Annotated in this window: 14 protein-coding genes; 8 read left to right on the top strand and 6 right to left on the bottom strand. The window is 51.1% G+C overall.

Going from position 1 to position 16,547, the window contains the following annotated elements; genetic code table 11:
* Positions 1 to 39 precede the first annotated feature (39 nt).
* From AB5903_RS08060 to AB5903_RS08035, 6 genes are all read right to left on the bottom strand, one after another.
* Positions 40 to 1,056 carry an ABC transporter ATP-binding protein gene (locus tag AB5903_RS08060; protein WP_117857535.1) on the bottom strand — a complete coding sequence of 339 codons (1,017 nt, stop codon included), beginning with the start codon at positions 1,054 to 1,056 and terminating at the stop codon, positions 40 to 42.
* A 38-nt stretch (positions 1,057 to 1,094) separates the two neighbouring features.
* Positions 1,095 to 2,159 (bottom strand): iron ABC transporter permease, encoded by a 1,065-nt coding sequence (locus AB5903_RS08055; protein ID WP_022104796.1) that lies wholly within the window; start codon positions 2,157 to 2,159, stop codon positions 1,095 to 1,097.
* Positions 2,159 to 3,325 (bottom strand): ABC transporter substrate-binding protein, encoded by a 1,167-nt coding sequence (locus tag AB5903_RS08050; protein ID WP_060385983.1) that lies wholly within the window; start codon positions 3,323 to 3,325, stop codon positions 2,159 to 2,161. The genes AB5903_RS08055 and AB5903_RS08050 overlap by 1 nt, the downstream gene beginning before the upstream one ends.
* An 89-nt stretch (positions 3,326 to 3,414) precedes the next feature.
* Positions 3,415 to 4,770 (bottom strand): FAD-dependent oxidoreductase, encoded by a 1,356-nt coding sequence (locus AB5903_RS08045; RefSeq protein ID WP_217733255.1) that lies wholly within the window; start codon positions 4,768 to 4,770, stop codon positions 3,415 to 3,417.
* 4 nt (positions 4,771 to 4,774) lie between these two features.
* Entirely contained in the window at positions 4,775 to 5,365 is a 591-nt protein-coding gene (locus tag AB5903_RS08040; RefSeq protein WP_217733253.1) for a DUF417 family protein, read from the bottom strand.
* An 88-nt stretch (positions 5,366 to 5,453) separates the two neighbouring features.
* Positions 5,454 to 6,311, bottom strand: coding sequence for a helix-turn-helix domain-containing protein (locus AB5903_RS08035; protein WP_217733251.1), 858 nt, complete (start codon positions 6,309 to 6,311; stop codon positions 5,454 to 5,456).
* Between the two features lie 88 nt (positions 6,312 to 6,399).
* Here AB5903_RS08035 and AB5903_RS08030 point away from each other — a divergent pair, with 88 nt between their 5' ends.
* From AB5903_RS08030 to nudC, 8 genes are all read left to right on the top strand, one after another.
* Positions 6,400 to 7,107 carry a precorrin-2 C(20)-methyltransferase gene (locus tag AB5903_RS08030; RefSeq protein WP_016662095.1) on the top strand — a complete coding sequence of 236 codons (708 nt, stop codon included), beginning with the start codon at positions 6,400 to 6,402 and terminating at the stop codon, positions 7,105 to 7,107.
* 91 nt (positions 7,108 to 7,198) lie between these two features.
* Positions 7,199 to 7,594, top strand: coding sequence for a DUF1573 domain-containing protein (locus AB5903_RS08025; protein WP_022104799.1), 396 nt, complete (start codon positions 7,199 to 7,201; stop codon positions 7,592 to 7,594).
* A gap of 117 nt (positions 7,595 to 7,711) precedes the next feature.
* Positions 7,712 to 9,703, top strand: a complete 1,992-nt coding sequence (locus AB5903_RS08020) for an OPT family oligopeptide transporter (RefSeq protein ID WP_022104800.1) — start codon at positions 7,712 to 7,714, stop codon at positions 9,701 to 9,703.
* A gap of 49 nt (positions 9,704 to 9,752) precedes the next feature.
* The gene (locus AB5903_RS08015; protein ID WP_272709855.1) at positions 9,753 to 10,622 is read left to right on the top strand and encodes an alpha/beta hydrolase; all 870 of its coding nucleotides are present in this window, start codon (positions 9,753 to 9,755) and stop codon (positions 10,620 to 10,622) included.
* 65 nt (positions 10,623 to 10,687) lie between these two features.
* Complete coding sequence (locus AB5903_RS08010; RefSeq protein ID WP_005653323.1) at positions 10,688 to 13,903, top strand: glycoside hydrolase family 2 TIM barrel-domain containing protein; 3,216 nt, start codon at positions 10,688 to 10,690, stop codon at positions 13,901 to 13,903.
* Between the two features lie 12 nt (positions 13,904 to 13,915).
* Positions 13,916 to 14,743, top strand: coding sequence for an N-acetylmuramoyl-L-alanine amidase-like domain-containing protein (locus tag AB5903_RS08005; RefSeq protein WP_050759553.1), 828 nt, complete (start codon positions 13,916 to 13,918; stop codon positions 14,741 to 14,743).
* Between the two features lie 225 nt (positions 14,744 to 14,968).
* Complete coding sequence (locus tag AB5903_RS08000) at positions 14,969 to 15,589, top strand: HU family DNA-binding protein (RefSeq protein WP_005653325.1); 621 nt, start codon at positions 14,969 to 14,971, stop codon at positions 15,587 to 15,589.
* Between the two features lie 7 nt (positions 15,590 to 15,596).
* Entirely contained in the window at positions 15,597 to 16,400 is an 804-nt protein-coding gene (gene nudC, locus AB5903_RS07995) for an NAD(+) diphosphatase (protein WP_005653326.1), read from the top strand.
* Positions 16,401 to 16,547: the final 147 nt, after the last annotated feature.

Below are 16,547 nucleotides of genomic sequence, written 5' to 3'. Positions count from 1 at the left end.
GAATGCTGCCCGTAGGGTTCGTGCCCGACACTTTATTACTCAAAATGAGATTGCGTGGAGCTTCGCCAATAAATCCCCGATGCTGGTGAGACATATCGGTTCTTCACCGGGACGATGCAGGACAAAAGCGCCGCCGCCTTTCAAATCGCCCGTTTCGATGTAGGTTTCCGACTCCACGTTGCGGTTGGCAAGGATGCCGTTACGCTGCAATGCCTTACGCACCATGGCGTATCTCTGCCCATGCCCTGACAAACGTATCTGCATGGTATATTCATTATCTACACGGAACAATCCGGTTTCCAAATCAAACACGATACCTTTACGGGCGAAAAAGCTGCTAAGGCTGCCGTTCAGAGCAAGGTCCTCGGGAGTACCGATGGTGACGCCGTTCGCCTTGTCCATAAGCCAGATTTTGTCGGCTATCTGCAAAGCCAGTTCGAGGTCGTGTGTAGAGAGGAAAATGGTCTTGTCCGTCTGGCGGCTGAGATGGTGCAGCAGTTGCATCATTTCCACTTTGCTGGGAAAATCAAGAAAGGCCGTAGGTTCATCCAGATAAATCACGGGAGTTTCCTGGGCAAGCGCTTTAGCTATCATGACTTTCTGGCGCTCACCGTCACTTAACGTATGTACCATCCGATGCGCAAGGTGAGGAATACCTACCAGAGCAACGGCTCGCTCCACCACCTGCCTGTCCTCTTTGGTAAGCGTACCCCAAAAGCCCGTATAGGGACTGCGTCCCAATCCTATCAATTCCGTAACGGACATATTGCGGATGTCGCATTTCTCTGTCAGCACTACACTGATAACGCGCGACAGTTGCTTGTCGGTATAGGACTCAATCTCCTTGCCTTGAATACGTATCTCTCCACCCAGTTTGGGCTGGAAAGCGGACAGAGTGCGGAGCAGTGTGGACTTACCCACTCCGTTAGCACCCAGCAGGCAGGTCAGCTCGCCACTGTTGATGCCTGCACAGATGCCGTCCGCCACTACCTTCACATCACTCTTACCGGGATAGCCGATAGAAAGATTCTCGATATGTATAGTCTCGTTCTTCAATGTTATATGTAATATTAGAGTTCAATATACTTGATATTTTATTCGTTCAACTCCCCTTTTCTCTTTCTGAAAAGCACGGATGCAACCACCGGCGCACCTACCAGCGCAGTTACCGAATTGACGGGCAACGCTCCCTCGAATCCCGGCATGCGGGCTATCAGGTTACACACCAACGCCAAGGCTGCGCCTACCAGCAAGGTAGCGGGCATCAATATGCGATGGTCGGACGTGTGAAAAATGGCGCGGCATAAATGAGGCACTGCCAACCCGATAAACATAATAGGACCGCAGTAGGCGGTGACAATGGCCACCAGCACTCCGGAACAGGATATGACGAGCAGGCGCGCCCGTTTGATATTCAATCCTAAGTTACGTGCATAACCGTCGCCCAACAACAACAGGTTCATGGTCTTTATCAGCAGGAACGACAAGGGCAGCAACACCGCCATGATACAGACAAACAGCAGCATCTGGTCACCGGAGACACGTGCAAAACTGCCCAGCCCCCAGATAACGTACGCCCGTATATCCTCTTCCACACTGAAATATTTCAATACACCGATAACGGCACTTGCCACATAACCTATCATCACACCGATAATGAGCAGCGTTACATTCCCCTTTACTTTTTGGGAGACGTAGACAATCAGCGCCATGACCGACAATGCCCCGATAATGGCAGCCACGGACAACGCCACCTCTCCCATATACCCCAAACGGCTCAGTGCCACACCGCCCATAGCACCGGACAGCAGTACCACACAAGCCACTCCCAGGCTCGCTCCCGAACTGATGCCCAGCACCGAAGGTCCTGCCAGCGGATTACGGAACACCGTCTGCATCTGCAAACCGCTGACCGAAAGCCCCGCTCCCGCCACCAATGCCGTCAAGGCCTGCGGCACACGGCTTTTCCAAAGAATATTGCTCCAGATAACTTCCTGGTTGCTCATCGTATCGGGATTGGAAGCCGCTCCTGTCCCCCACAGCAATTCCCATATCTTGCCAAACGGGATATGGACGGAACCCAACAGCAGGTTCAGCAAAAAGAGCAGGAAGATGGATGCCAGTATAAGGAGCATCAACGGCAATGCAGGTCTTTTCATTAGTTCAGTCGCTCGTAATAAGTGGGTTTATAATCGGGCAGCAGGTCGGGATGAAAAGCATGAATCAAATCTTCCAATACTACCTCAGGCTGCATGGGCATACTCTCATAGAAGGGTTTCTCACGCATATTGCAATAGATTACTCCTTTCTCGCGAAAAGCGCGAAAGTCGGCATAACGAGGGTCCAAAGACTTCAAGGCATCGTAAGAGAATGTTCCGTCGTAACTGTTGACGATGCGCCAATAGTCGGCACTCTCCGCCCTACTGTACACCGTCTCGAAATCCAGTGTCACACCGCCCGAACGCGGATCGTCTTTCAGGAAATAGTCTGCACCGGCATCCCGGAACAGTTCGGCAAGGAAACTCTTTCCGCCTACCGCATACCAGTTGCCGCCACGCATTTCACCGCTGAACACCACAGGACGCTTTTTTACACCGGCAGCCAGTTCTTTTAGCTCGTTATACCGCTTCTCTATCCCGGCAAAACGGGCATTCGCCTCTGCTTCCCGACCGATGAACATACCGATGAACTTTATCCATTCAGCCTGCCCCAACGGAGTCATTTCCTTATATCCCAAGTGCGGCACCAGCGGAATGCCTGTTTCGCGCATGGCGTCATATCCGCCCCGTTTGAAAGGAGAGATAAAGATAACATCGGGATTAATGCTCATAATCACCTCGTTATCGAAGTTCCCCTCAATCCCGATTTTGGATGTCTTGCCCGCCTTCAGACGCCCGTTCATCTCCTTATTGAAAAGATGGCGGGTACTGGTAATGCCCACCACATAATCGCAGGCATCCAACCGGATGAAGTTGGACAGTTGCAGGGAAGTCATGCAGATAACATGCTTCACCGGAGTTTCTATCACGGTATAATCGGCAGGAATACCGGCAGGCTTCGTACCCCTCGGAACCAAAGCATACCGAAAGGTATTCCCCTCTTCTTTTTGAGGGTCGTGTATGTCCACCAGACGCACATTCCCCGGCAGATGTTTCACCGCATAGCCTTTGGCGTAGACGGGAATAACGGCTGTTGCGGTATCCGCAACGGAAACCGCAACAGCCGCAGTATCGGAATTGCCGGATGCTTGCCGGGACTTTGTACCGCACGAAGTCATAGACACTGCACACGCAAATACAAGACCCATGAGAGGTAATCTGATCATGATTGTTCGGTTTTATATTTCAGGACACAATATTCGGCAATTTTGGGGAGATACGCAAACTCTTCCCGAACAAATCGTTATAAAAGAAACTACAAGTTCATCAAATCGTTCAATGCCTCGCTCATGCTAGGATGTGTGAAGATGAAATCACGCAGGAAAGTATACTCCTGCCTCATCTTCATAGCCATCGCCACCAGATTGATTACTTCACTCGACTCCGGGCCAAACAGAGTGCAACCCACTATTTTATCGGTATCGGCATCCACTATCACCTTGAACAATCCGTCCGTATTGCCCAATGTACGGGCACGGGGAATGGCGGAGACGGGGAGTTTGTTTACCTTAATGTTCAAACCTTTCTCACGTGCTTCGGTCTCACTCATACCGATACGTGAAAGCGGCGGATCTATAAACACCGAATAGCTCACCGGCTCACGGTCGGACACCTTACGCTCTCCCGCTCCAAACAGGTCTTCGCGGAGAATACGGTAATCGTCCAACGAAATATAAGTAAATTGCAGTCCGCCTTTCACATCGCCGATAGCACGGATATTGGGATTGGTAGTCTGCAAATGCTCGTTCACGATAATAGCACCACGTTCGTTCACCTCTACTCCTGCCTCAGGCAGATTCAATCCCGCAGTATTGGGACGACGTCCGGTAGCCAAAAGAATAGCATCCGCGTCCAATTGCAGTATCTTGCCTGTCACGGCATCCTGATAGACAACCACCGTACCTTCCACGGACTGCACACGGGCATTCAGGCAGAAAGTGATGCCTTTCTTTTCCAACACTTCCTGCACGCTGGCAGCAATGTCACGGTCTTCACGGGCTATCAGTTCGGAATAGCTTTCCAACACTGTCACCTGCGATCCGAAAGAAGCGTACATCGAAGCGAACTCCAAGCCGATATATCCGCCGCCCACAATAACAAGATGCTTAGGAAGCTCCACCAGTTCCATAATGGAAGTGCTGGTGTATACTTTCGGATTGTCCTTTACTCCCCCGATAGGCGGAATGATGGTTTCAGCTCCCGTATTGACAAATATCTGCTGGGCTTGAAGCTGAATCGTTTCTTCCGCCATACGTACTTCCACCACATCAGGACCGACAAAAGAACCTGTACCCGTATATACCGTTATATTAGGATTGTCTGACAGATTGCGGTAATTCTTCTGACGCAGGAAAGAAGTAACTTCCTCTTTCCGTGCAACAGACTGGCGGTAGTATGCCCGTTTCTGTTCCCAGGACGCACTTGTATCTGCCAACTTTGCCGAATGTATCAGTGTCTTGGTCGGAATACATCCGATATTGATACACGTACCGCCGTACATCTTATCCGAACGTTCTATCATAGCAACAGTAAAGTTCCGTTCAGCCAGCCCGGCAGCGAGTGTCTTGCCTCCTTTTCCAAAGCCGATAATAATAGCATCATACTTTTTCATAGTCTTATTTTTCCAATTGGTTCAATACCCTTTTTGCACTGTCCGCCAGCACCACGATAGCTCCGGCAAGGATGGCGGTATCCTTTATCACCAGTCGTCCGGTCCCTGTCAGCAAAGGGAAGCCATGCTCTCCGCTTCCCAAATCGGGAACCCACACTTCAGGAGTAGTGACAAGGAACGAAAGCGTGCCGACAGTCATTATGACGGCCAGCGCAGCCCCTGCCAATCCGATTTTCGGAAAGAATATCCCCAGAAAAGTAAGGATGCCGATTGCCATAATCAGTATGCCAAGACCACGGGAGAAGCCGTAGGTATTGTTCTCTACATGCCACCGGTGCTTGGCTTCGTCAAACTCTCCCTCTTTCAGCTTGTATTCCTTGTATTCCGGTGCAGGCTTATCGTAGAAGAAACTCATAAAAGGACTGTTTGCCACGAACGGAACGATTCCTTCGGCTTCGTAGTTCCAGAATTTCAAGCCGCCTATCCATACAAATATCACAAGAATGGCCACGCGGATGAGGTTGATACCCAACTTTTGGAAAGAAGCGGCCAGCGTCAGTGCCGCAAGGAACAGTTTTTGCAATTTCGTTTTCATATTTTTGTTGTTTTAGATTCACCACAGAGACACTCGGGTGAAATGTTTTTGCAAAGATCCCTGTTTCCTGCCGGTTATGGAATGGCAATTATTCCGTAACAATTGGCAATTCTTCCCGATGTGCTTGTTTCCGATACTCCGACACACTCTCTCCCGTCATTTTCTTGAAGAAGCGGCTGAATGCAGCCAAGTCCTCAAAGCCCAGGATGGCGCTGATTTCCTTAGCGCTCTTCCGTGTGTACAGCAGCAGGCGTCTGGCTTCCGCACCTATCCGTTCGTGAATGATGCGAAGCGGAGAAGGCAGTCCGCAGGCAGAAAACAAGTTGGAAAGCGTCTTAGGCGAACGGCAAAGCATATCGGCATAGTCCTGCACCTGTTTCTTTTCACGGAAATGCTGGTCTACCAGCACATAGAACCGACGGACAACATCGAAAGTCCTTTCATTCTCCTGCCCCACACCAAACCTTGCACGTGCTATGCGCGTACAGGTGATGATGAAACGTTTCAGTACAATCCGCAACATCTCTTCCTGAAGATTGTCATTAATGGCGGACTCCTGACGGAAGATGCGGACTATATCATGCAGGTTGGACGATTGCTCCTCGGACAGCTTCAGCCGCATCACCCGGGACGAACCGTAGAACAGAAAGCCGTTGCAGGACACCTCATTGTCATGTCCGTAGATGCAGTAGAAGTTACTGTTGAAAACAAAGGTCAGAAACTCACCTGCCACCTCTTTGATAGTCAGATGATGCAGCGGGGTAAGCGTGACAATCTCGTCTTTCGCCAGCTTCATGGGTATATGGTCTACCTCGATGGCGAGCGTGCCGCTCTGTACCCAGAGAAACTTATACAGAGTCTTGTCGCGTTGCAGCGGCTTGTTTTCGTGAAAGCGGGATGTCATTGCGATATTGCCGTTCAAACGCGTATTCAGTTGGTAGTCCATAGGCTTCCATTATTTGTAAGGGTAACAAAGATAGCGAATATCTTGCTTACTATTGATTATTTCCCGATTTTTGCACATAAAAAACAGAATGTCCCCTATTCAATTCGTATCCCTCGGCCCCGGTGAAGCCGAACTCATCACCCTGAAAGGACTGAAAGCCCTGCAAAATGCCGACTGTATCTTCTGTCCCGAAACACCCGTCCGCGACGGTCATTCCCTGTCACGCGCCGCCGACATCATGCTCCGGCTCGACATACCCGCCAACCGTATCCGCCGCTTCTCCCTGCCCATGAGCAAGCAGCGGACCGATGCCCTCAACGCCTACGACCAAGTGTATGCCGCCGCCCTTTCCCTGCATCACGCCGGCAAGAAAGTGGCTATCGTGGCAGAGGGCGATGCAGGCTTCTACTCCTCTGTACATTATATATATGAGAAACTGCAAGCCGCCGGCATCCCCGTAGAACAGATTGCCGGCATCCCCGCTTTCATCGCTGCCGGAGCACGGGGCGGATTGCACATCGCCAGCCGGGAAGAGAGGCTGACCGTAATTCCCGGCATCACCACCGCCGAAGAGATAGAACGGCTGATACAATCGCAGAACACGGTAGTCATCATGAAACTGTCGCAGTGCACCGATGAAGTGCACCGTTGCATCCGCCTTCATCCCGAATACGATTACCGCTATTTCGAGAATGTAGGCACTCCGCAGGAGAAATACATCAGTGACGGGCAGCAGCTTGAAACACTCCGTTTTCCTTATTTCTCTCTACTTATCATCCGTCACAATGGCTTCTGACGCCGATTTAATACAATTTCGCACAGAGTACGAGTGATTTTTGCAGAAATGGCTTACCTTTGCACCTTGTGTAATTAAAAAAGATAAAGACATGAAGAAACTTGCTTTTTATATGTTGATGCTGGTTATGAGCATCGGTTATGCCTATGCACAAGGCGGGGCAGACATTAAATTCGACAAGACCACCCATAACTTCGGAACATTCTCCGAAAATAATCCGGTGGTAAGCTGCACGTTTACATTCACCAATGTGGGAGACGCTCCGCTGGTAATCCACCAGGCAGTGGCATCTTGCGGATGCACAGTGCCCGAATACACGCAAGAGCCGGTGATGCCCGGAAAGACCGGAACCATCAAGATTACCTACAACGGTACAGGCAAATACCCCGGACACTTCAAGAAGTCCGTTACGCTACGCACCAACGCCAAGACCGAAATGATGCGTCTGTTCGTTGAAGGCGACATGACTGCCAAAGACGCCAAATAAACGTTTTTATGATACAGAAAAAAGGAGAATTTTTCAATTCTCCTTTTTTTTTGCTTTCTTTGAAGTCTATAATGGAATACATATCGCAATCATAACAATAAAAATAAAACAGCTATTATGAAACAAGAAGAAGAGAAAGCAATCGGCGTACCGGAAAACGCGTTCCGCGAGCTGAAGCCGGGAGAGGTCTACAATCCCTTGATGAGTCCCGACAAGAAATATCCCGAAGTAAACCTGTGGTCGGTACTGTGGGGTATCGCCATGGCGGTACTGTTTTCGGCAGCGGCAGCCTATCTGGGGCTGAAAGTGGGACAGGTATTCGAAGCCGCCATCCCCATCGCCATTATCGCCGTCGGCGTGTCCGGCGCAGCCAAGCGTAAGAACGCACTGGGCGAAAACGTCATCATCCAGTCCATCGGGGCCAGCTCCGGAGTAATTGTGGCAGGCGCAATCTTTACCCTGCCCGCACTGTATATCCTACAGGAAAGCTATCCGCAGGAAATTACCGTAACGTTTGCACAAGTATTCATCAGTTCGCTGCTGGGCGGCGTACTGGGTATCCTTTTCCTTATCCCGTTCCGTAAATATTTTGTAAGCGACATGCACGGCAAATATCCTTTCCCCGAGGCCACCGCAACAACGCAGGTGCTTGTATCGGGAGAAAAAGGCGGCAGTCAGGCAAAACCGTTGCTGACGGCAGGTATTATCGGCGGTCTGTACGACTTCATCGTTGCCACTTTCGGTTGGTGGAACGAGAACTTCACCACCCGTGTATGCGGCTTCGGCGAAATGCTGGCAGAGAAAGCCAAGCTGGTGTTCAAGGTAAACACCGGAGCTGCCGTACTGGGTCTGGGCTATATCGTCGGACTGAAATACGCCTCTATCATCTGCGCCGGCTCGCTTGCCGTATGGTGGATTATCATCCCCGGCATGTCCCTTATCTGGGGCGACAGCGTGCTGAACCAATGGAATCCGGAGATTACCGCCACCGTAGGTGCCATGTCTCCCGAAGAAATCTTCAAGTACTATGCCAAGAGCATCGGTATCGGCGGCATTGCAATGGCGGGTATCATCGGCATCATCAAGTCATGGGGCATCATCAAGAGTGCCGTAGGGCTGGCTGCCAAGGAAATGGGCGGCAAGGCTGATGCGGAAACCAACGTGAAGCGTACGCAACGCGACCTTTCCATGAAGATTATCGCTATCGGTTCTATCGTGACGCTGATACTGGTTACGCTGTTCTTCTACTTCGATGTGATGCAGGGCAACCTGATGCATACGGTAGTGGCTATCCTGCTCGTTGCAGGCATCTCATTCCTCTTCACCACCGTAGCAGCCAATGCCATTGCCATTGTGGGAACCAATCCGGTATCGGGCATGACGCTGATGACGCTTATCCTTGCATCGGTAGTAATGGTGGCGGTAGGCCTGAAAGGTCCCGGCGGAATGGTGGCAGCGCTGGTTATGGGCGGTGTGGTTTGTACGGCACTGTCCATGGCGGGCGGTTTCATCACCGACCTTAAGATTGGCTACTGGCTGGGAAGCACTCCCGTGAAACAGGAGACGTGGAAGTTCCTCGGAACAATCGTTTCGGCAGCTACCGTAGGCGGTGTGATGATTATCCTGAACAAGACATACGGATTTACCAGCGGACAACTGGCTGCTCCGCAGGCCAACGCAATGGCGGCGGTTATCGAACCGCTGATGAACGGTGTAGGTGCACCGTGGCTGCTTTACGGCATCGGTGCCGTGCTGGCCATCGTGCTGAATGCCTGCAAGATTCCTGCACTGGCTTTTGCACTGGGCATGTTCATCCCGTTGGAGCTGAACGTTCCGCTGGTAGTGGGCGGTGCCGTAAACTGGTACGTAACCAGCCGCAGCAAGGATGCAACCCTCAATGCCGAACGTGGCGAGAAAGGTACGCTGCTGGCGTCCGGCTTCATTGCCGGCGGTGCGCTGATGGGTGTGGTAAGCGCGGCAATGCGCTTCGGCGGTGTCAATATGGTGAACGACGCATGGCTCAGCAATACATGGTCTGAAGTGCTGGCGCTGGGTGCTTATGCCATCCTGATATTCTACCTCGTAAAGGCTTCGATGAAAACGAAATAAGCTGCGGGGACACTGAAACAAATTCAGATAATACAAAACAATATTCACCATGAGAAAGATTCTATTTCTATCCCTTCTGTTTGCCGCAACGATGTTGTCCGCACAGAGTCCCGTCGAACTGCCGTTGTGGCCCGACGGAGCTCCCAATACAAACGGACTGACCGGTGAACAGGAAGATTTGAAAGGCGGCCGCGTTGCCAACGTGACCCATCCTTCCATAACCGTTTACCGTCCGGCAAAGCCCAACGGTATGGCCGTCATTATGTGCCCTGGCGGTGGATACGCCCGTCTTGCCATGAACCACGAAGGGCACGACATGGCGGCCTGGTTCACGACGCAAGGCATCACGTATGCGGTACTGAAGTACCGCATGCCGAACGGGCACAACGAGGTTCCCCTGTCGGATGCCGAGCAAGCCATCCACCTGGTACGCAAACATGCCGGGGAATGGGGTGTCAACCCCAACCGTATCGGTATCATGGGAGCATCCGCAGGCGGACATCTGGCAGCTTCCCTTGCCACGTTATACGGCAGCGACGCTACCCGTCCCGACTTCCAGATACTGTTCTATCCCGTCATCTCCATGCTGAAAGGCGTGACCCACAGCGGTTCCCGCCAAAACCTTATCGGAGAGACTCCTTCGGCCGAACTGGAACAGAAATACTCGCTCGAAAGGCAGGTATCTCCCAAAACGCCGCAGGCCTTCATCATGCTGTCGGCAGATGACGCAACCGTACTGCCTATCAACGGCATCGGTTACTTCCTCGCCCTGCGCGAACAGAAAGTGCCTGCCACACTGCACGTCTATCCCACCGGCGGTCACGGATGGGGCTTCCGCGACAGCTTCACCTACAAGCGCCAATGGACCGGCGAGCTGGAAAAATGGCTGAGAGAAGGACTGACCTTCCCGGATAAGTAACGCTTCCGTAACAGCCGTTTACGCCAATCATCATTAACCTGTTCAATCCTTAAAACTTACTTACCATGAAAATACACGGACTATTGCTTGCCGCAGCCTTTCTTCCTGTCGCCCTTGCGGCGCAGGAAGACCGGTATGCGCAAATTACCAATCCCAAGCTCACAAGTATCAACAAAGAGCCGCCCCGCAGCACCTTCACCTCTTACACGAACGAGGCGGATGCCGTTGTCAACGACCGCAAGAGCGGAACATTCCGCATCTCCCTCAACGGCAAGTGGAAATTCAACTATGTGGAGAACTTCGCCGACCGTCCTACCGACTTTATGGATGCCCGTACGGACGTAAGCAAATGGCCGGACATCAACGTTCCCGGCAATTGGGAGCTGCAAGGTTTCGGCACGCCTATCTACGTCAACCAGCCGTACGAGTTCTGCTCTCCCGGCTATGCCCCCTATTGGGACAAGCCCAACCCGCCCTACGTTCCCAAAGAGTGGAATCCTACGGGAACCTACCGCCGTACCTTCACCCTGCCTGCCGACTGGGACAACAAAGAAGTCTTCCTGAGCGCCGACGGAGTGCGCGGAGCGGCATTCTACTACCTCAACGGCAAGTTTGCAGGCATGAGCAAAGACTCCAAGACTCCCGCACGCTTCAACGTCACTTCCCTTGCCCGCAGAGGCGAGAACGTGATTGCCATACAGGTGCACCGCTTCTCCGACGGCAATTATCTGGAGTGCCAGGACTTCTGGCGCATCAGTGGCATCGAACGGGACATCTACATGTATGCCCAGCCGCAAATACACCTGACGGACTTCAAGGCGGAGACTCCCCTGGACGGAGATTACCGCAACGGAATCCTGAAGCTGAAAGTGAAGTTTGCCAACGAAACCGGCAAAGAGACTCCGTTCCTCGTAAGCTATCGTTTGCTGGACAGCAAAGACAAGCTGATTGCCCAATCCTCAACCCGTGTAAGTTACGGTCAGACGGAAGTGGAGTTCACCCCAAAGACAATCAAAGAACCGTTGCAGTGGACAGCCGAGACGCCTAACCTCTACACGCTTGTCATCAGTCTGAAACATACCAACGGTGACGTTATCGAGGCCACCGGTTGCAAAGTAGGGTTCCGCACCGTAGAGATAAAAGACAAGCAACTGATGGTAAACGGCAGACCTATCCTCGTAAAAGGCGTCAACTATCACGAGCATAATGAATACACCGGCCATTACGTTCCCGAAGAGCTTATGCTGAAAGATTTCGAACTTTGGAAGCGGTACAACATAAACACGATCCGTACCTGCCATTACCCGCAGCAGGAACGTTTCTATGAGCTGTGCGACCAATATGGCTTCTACGTCATAGACGAAGCCAATATCGAGAGCCACGGAATGGGCTACAATCTGAACGTAGGCGGCACGCTGGGTAATAACCCGCTGTTTACAAAAGCGCATATAGACCGCACCATGAACATGTACGAGCGCGACAAGAACCATCCCTGCATCATCACCTGGTCGCTTGGCAACGAAGCGGGAAACGGCCTGAACTTCTACGTCACCTACAATACGCTGAAAGCATTGGACAGCCGTCCCGTGCAATACGAACGCGCCCTGCTGGAATGGAACACGGACATCTTCTGCCCCATGTACCACAGTCCCGCCCATATCGAGAAATACGCACAGAACCCCGAAATGACCCGCCCGCTCATCCTCTGCGAATATGCCCATGCCATGGGCAACAGCCTCGGCAATTTCCAGGATTACTGGAACATCATCGAGAAATACCCCATCCTGCAAGGCGGCTGTATTTGGGACTGGGTAGACCAGGGACTTGCCGCCAAGACCGCTGACGGCCGTAAATACTGGGCATACGGCGGCGACTACGGCGAGTACGGCACCCCGTCCGACGGCGACTTCTGTATCAACGGCATAGTATATCCCGACCGTAGCGTCAAGCCGCAGACCGAGGAAATGGGAAAGGTGTATCAGAACATCAAGTTCTTCGACTTCGACCCGGCAGCCTCTGTCGTAAAGATACGCAATGATTTCTCCTTCACCAATCTCGACAAATACGACTTCCATTACATCGTCCGCCATCATGGCAAAGAGATTTACAAAGGCCGAATCAAAGACATCAAGGCCGAACCGGGACAAACCGTCACCAGTCCGTTCCTCAACGGCATTCCCGCCACCAACAGCTCGACCGGAGACGTACGCATAGAGTTCTATGCCGCTATCCGTACTCCCGAACCGTTCCTTCCGGCGGGTACGGTCATTGCCCGTGAACAGACCTATGCGCATACTTTCCATAAGGAAGATGCCCCGAAACAGGCATTCGCCGGTTCGGAAGAAGACGACCGGCAAGTTGTTTTCTCCGGTCCGCACTTCAAGGCAACCTTCGACAAGCAAAGCGGCCTGCTGGTATCTTACCGATACAAGAAGCAAGAGTACATCCATAACGGGCAAGGTCCCCGCCCCTTCTTCTGGCGCGCCCCTACCGACAATGACTACGGAGCCAAACTTCCCGTACGTTTGAAAGCATGGAAAGAGGCCAGCTATCAGGAGCCGAAAGCCGAAAGCTTCAACGTAGTGCGCGACAAAGATACTACGGCGGTAAAAGTGACCTACCGCTTCCCGCAGACCGATGCCCGCTGGGATATAACGTATAAGGTATACGGCAACGGCGTTATCAAGGTAGACAACCATTTCGTTGCAGAGAACGCCCAAACACCGATGATACCGCGTGTGGGACTGCGTATGCAGCTACCCGCCCGCATCACCTCGCTGACCTACTACGGCCGGGGTCCGGAAGAAAATTACCGCGACCGCCGCACCTCACAGTTCATCGGCGAATACACATCGGGTATCCAAGATATGTACGAGCCTTATGTCCGTCCGCAAGAAAACAACCACCGCACGGACATCTATTGGTGCACCCTCACCAGTAAAGCAAAAGAAGGTCTGCTGTTTGTTGCCGACCGCACTTTCGAAATGAACGTATCCAACTATCCGCTGGAAAGCCTGGATAGCGGTGAGTCTATCGAGAACGGCTCTCCCCGCACCGAAAAGACCAATCACCGCCATCTCACCGACCCGCAACCGGAACCCTCCGTAGACCTCTTCATAGACTACCGCATGATGGGCGTAGGCGGTGACGACAGTTGGGGAGCTTTGGCGCACGAACCTTATCTGATACGTCCCGGCAGGCAGAATGCCATCAGCTACGGTTTCGCGATTGTACCGTTCGACAAGGGAACGGATTTCAAGAGTTTGATATATAGATATTAAAGCTGTCCAGCTATGAAAACGTTATCCGGCATATCCCAGATTTTATTTAACAGGTTCTACTGTATATTCCGTACCTTGCCTTGCGTTTTCTGTACTTTGGCAATAGCATCGTCCGTTTCCGCACAGGAAACGGACAATGCCATGCTGAAATACGGTTTGAATTTCCTCAAGACTCCCTACGTGGCACATACGCTGGAAGTAAATGAAGAAGAAAAACTTGTAGTCAACTTCGACGAAGTGGATTGCACCACTTTTGTGGAGTATGTGCTCGCCCTGGCACTTTCTCCCGTCAAGAATGGCACGATAGACAATGCCGACTACGCACGCACCCTGCAAAGCATCCGCTATCGCGACGGCAAAATCGACGGTTACACTTCCCGCCTGCACTACATTGCCGATTGGGTGAACAACGGCGTCAGACATGGTTTCATGGAAGACATAACCGCTGCCAACAGCCCCGATACGGTAAGGCTGTCCCTCAACTTCATGTCTGCGCATTCCAAAGCATACAAACACCTGGAGTCTTCTCCCGAAAACATCAGCAAGATTGAAGAAATAGAAAAGTCGCTCTCCGGACAACTGTTCCATTATATCCCCAAAAACAAACTGCCCGATGAAGGACTCGGGTGGATAAAGGATGGCGATATCATAGCCATTACCACCAACATTCCCGGGCTGGATGTTGTCCATCTGGGACTTGCCTGCTATGAAAAGGGAGTATTGAAACTGCTCCATGCCTCCTCTACGCAGAAAATGGTAGTCGTCTCCCAAGAGCCATTGGCACAGATGCTGAAAAGGAATAAGAAGTTTACAGGAATCAGAGTGTTAAGAATAAAATAATACTCTCCCAATAACTGTTATCCTATCATTAAAAACTATATCTTTGCATAGTAAGGACTTTCCGTCCGACATCTGTCTTTCTTTCGTCCGACAGATGTCGGACGAAAATTACACACCTGTCGGACGAAAGAGAAACTGCTATCGGACGATTACTTCTTAGTAAGAAAAAAAACAACTCATTGCAGGGATGGAAATTATTCATTGCAGTGGCAAAACAATTTATTCATGAGTGCATACTATGACCTTTACGAAACTCCCTCTCCTAACGGAAGCGAGGAAAAAAAATCTCTCCATGCCCGTATATGTCCTAAAGAAACTTATACCCAAAAAGAGTTTGTAGAACACGTTGCTATGTTTCAGCATCTGCCCAAAAACATTATAGGGGCGGCACTGGACGCTTGCATCGACGAACTGTGCGACCTGCTTGCCAGCGGCAACATTGTAGAACTCGGAGAGTTGGGATTTTTCAGCACTTCATTGAAGTGCACTCAGGATACCGATGATGAGAAAAAGAAAATCAGGTCCGAATCTGTCCGTTTTCAAAACGTGCATTTGCGTATCAGCAACACATTCCGCAAGAAAATCAGACAGAGAATGAAACTGGAAAGGACACATTCTCCGACTAAGAAATCGAAGAAAACGGAAACGACAGAAGAAACAAGGAAAGAAAGGCTGATGCTGTTCCTGCAGGAGAATGTTTGCATCACCAAAAACGAATATATTCACCTGACCGGGCTGACAAGGCATGCAGCCATCGATGAACTGAACAAATTCATCCGGCAAGGTATCCTGCGGCGTCGGGGCATAAGCCGCTCCACAGTTTATATAAATAATATTCAGCATTAACAGAAGAATGGAAACTACGGAAATGGAACAATCCATGCAGTGGTTCGTCTTTTTCAAAGACCAGCTGCTGCTGAAGAAAGAGTACACAACAAACGGAGAGAACAAATACGGTATACCTTATGGAGTAACCCCTCCTGTAACACCCGCAGCGGGATGCAAAATACACGAGGTAACTCTGACCGGCGGAAAGAAAGTAAAGGCTTGCGCACTCGGACAGCCCGTACCCGAAACCGAAGAATGGGTAATGACAGGCTTGCGCGCTTCTTACGACTACCTGCCATTGGCAGATTACCAGGCAGCGGGAAAAGCATTCCAGATACTCTATTGGGACAGCCACAGCCGTTTCTGTCCCGTATGCGGCACTCCTATGGAACAGCAGACTCCTATCATGAAGAAATGCCCGGAGTGCGGCAATGAGATGTATCCTCCCGTTTCTACGGCTATCATCGTGCTGATACGGAAGGGCAAAGAAATATTGCTGGTACATGCACGCAACTTCCGCGGCACGTTCCACGGGTTGGTAGCCGGCTTCCTCGAAACGGGCGAAACGTTGGAACAATGCGTAGAGCGGGAAGTTATGGAAGAAACGGGGCTAAGGGTGAAAAACATCACTTATTTCGGCAGCCAGCCCTGGCCTTATCCCAGCGGATTAATGGTAGGATTCATAGCCGACTATGAAAGCGGGGAAATCAAACTGCAAGCCGATGAACTCAGTTCCGGCGCATTCTATTCCAAAGACAACCTGCCGGAAATACCCCGGAAACTAAGCATTGCAAGAAAACTGATTGACTGGTGGCTGGAGAATAATTGAAAGGACGGATTAATAATTAAAGGAAAAGACAAAAAAAACAGATTGCGGAAAACACGCACTCGCAAACGAACAACTACGAATGAAACGACTCTCATTCACATCAACCAATCGGCGTGCAACCGCAATCTGTAGTACTATCTGTTAACT

It is taken from the genome of Bacteroides sp. 2201st1_D9_2201SCRN_220225, assembly GCF_040928965.1.
Classification (GTDB): Bacteria; Bacteroidota; Bacteroidia; order Bacteroidales; family Bacteroidaceae; genus Bacteroides; species Bacteroides stercoris.
Note: the sequence above shows the minus strand (reverse complement) of the source record. Positions and strands in the feature narration are given on the sequence as shown.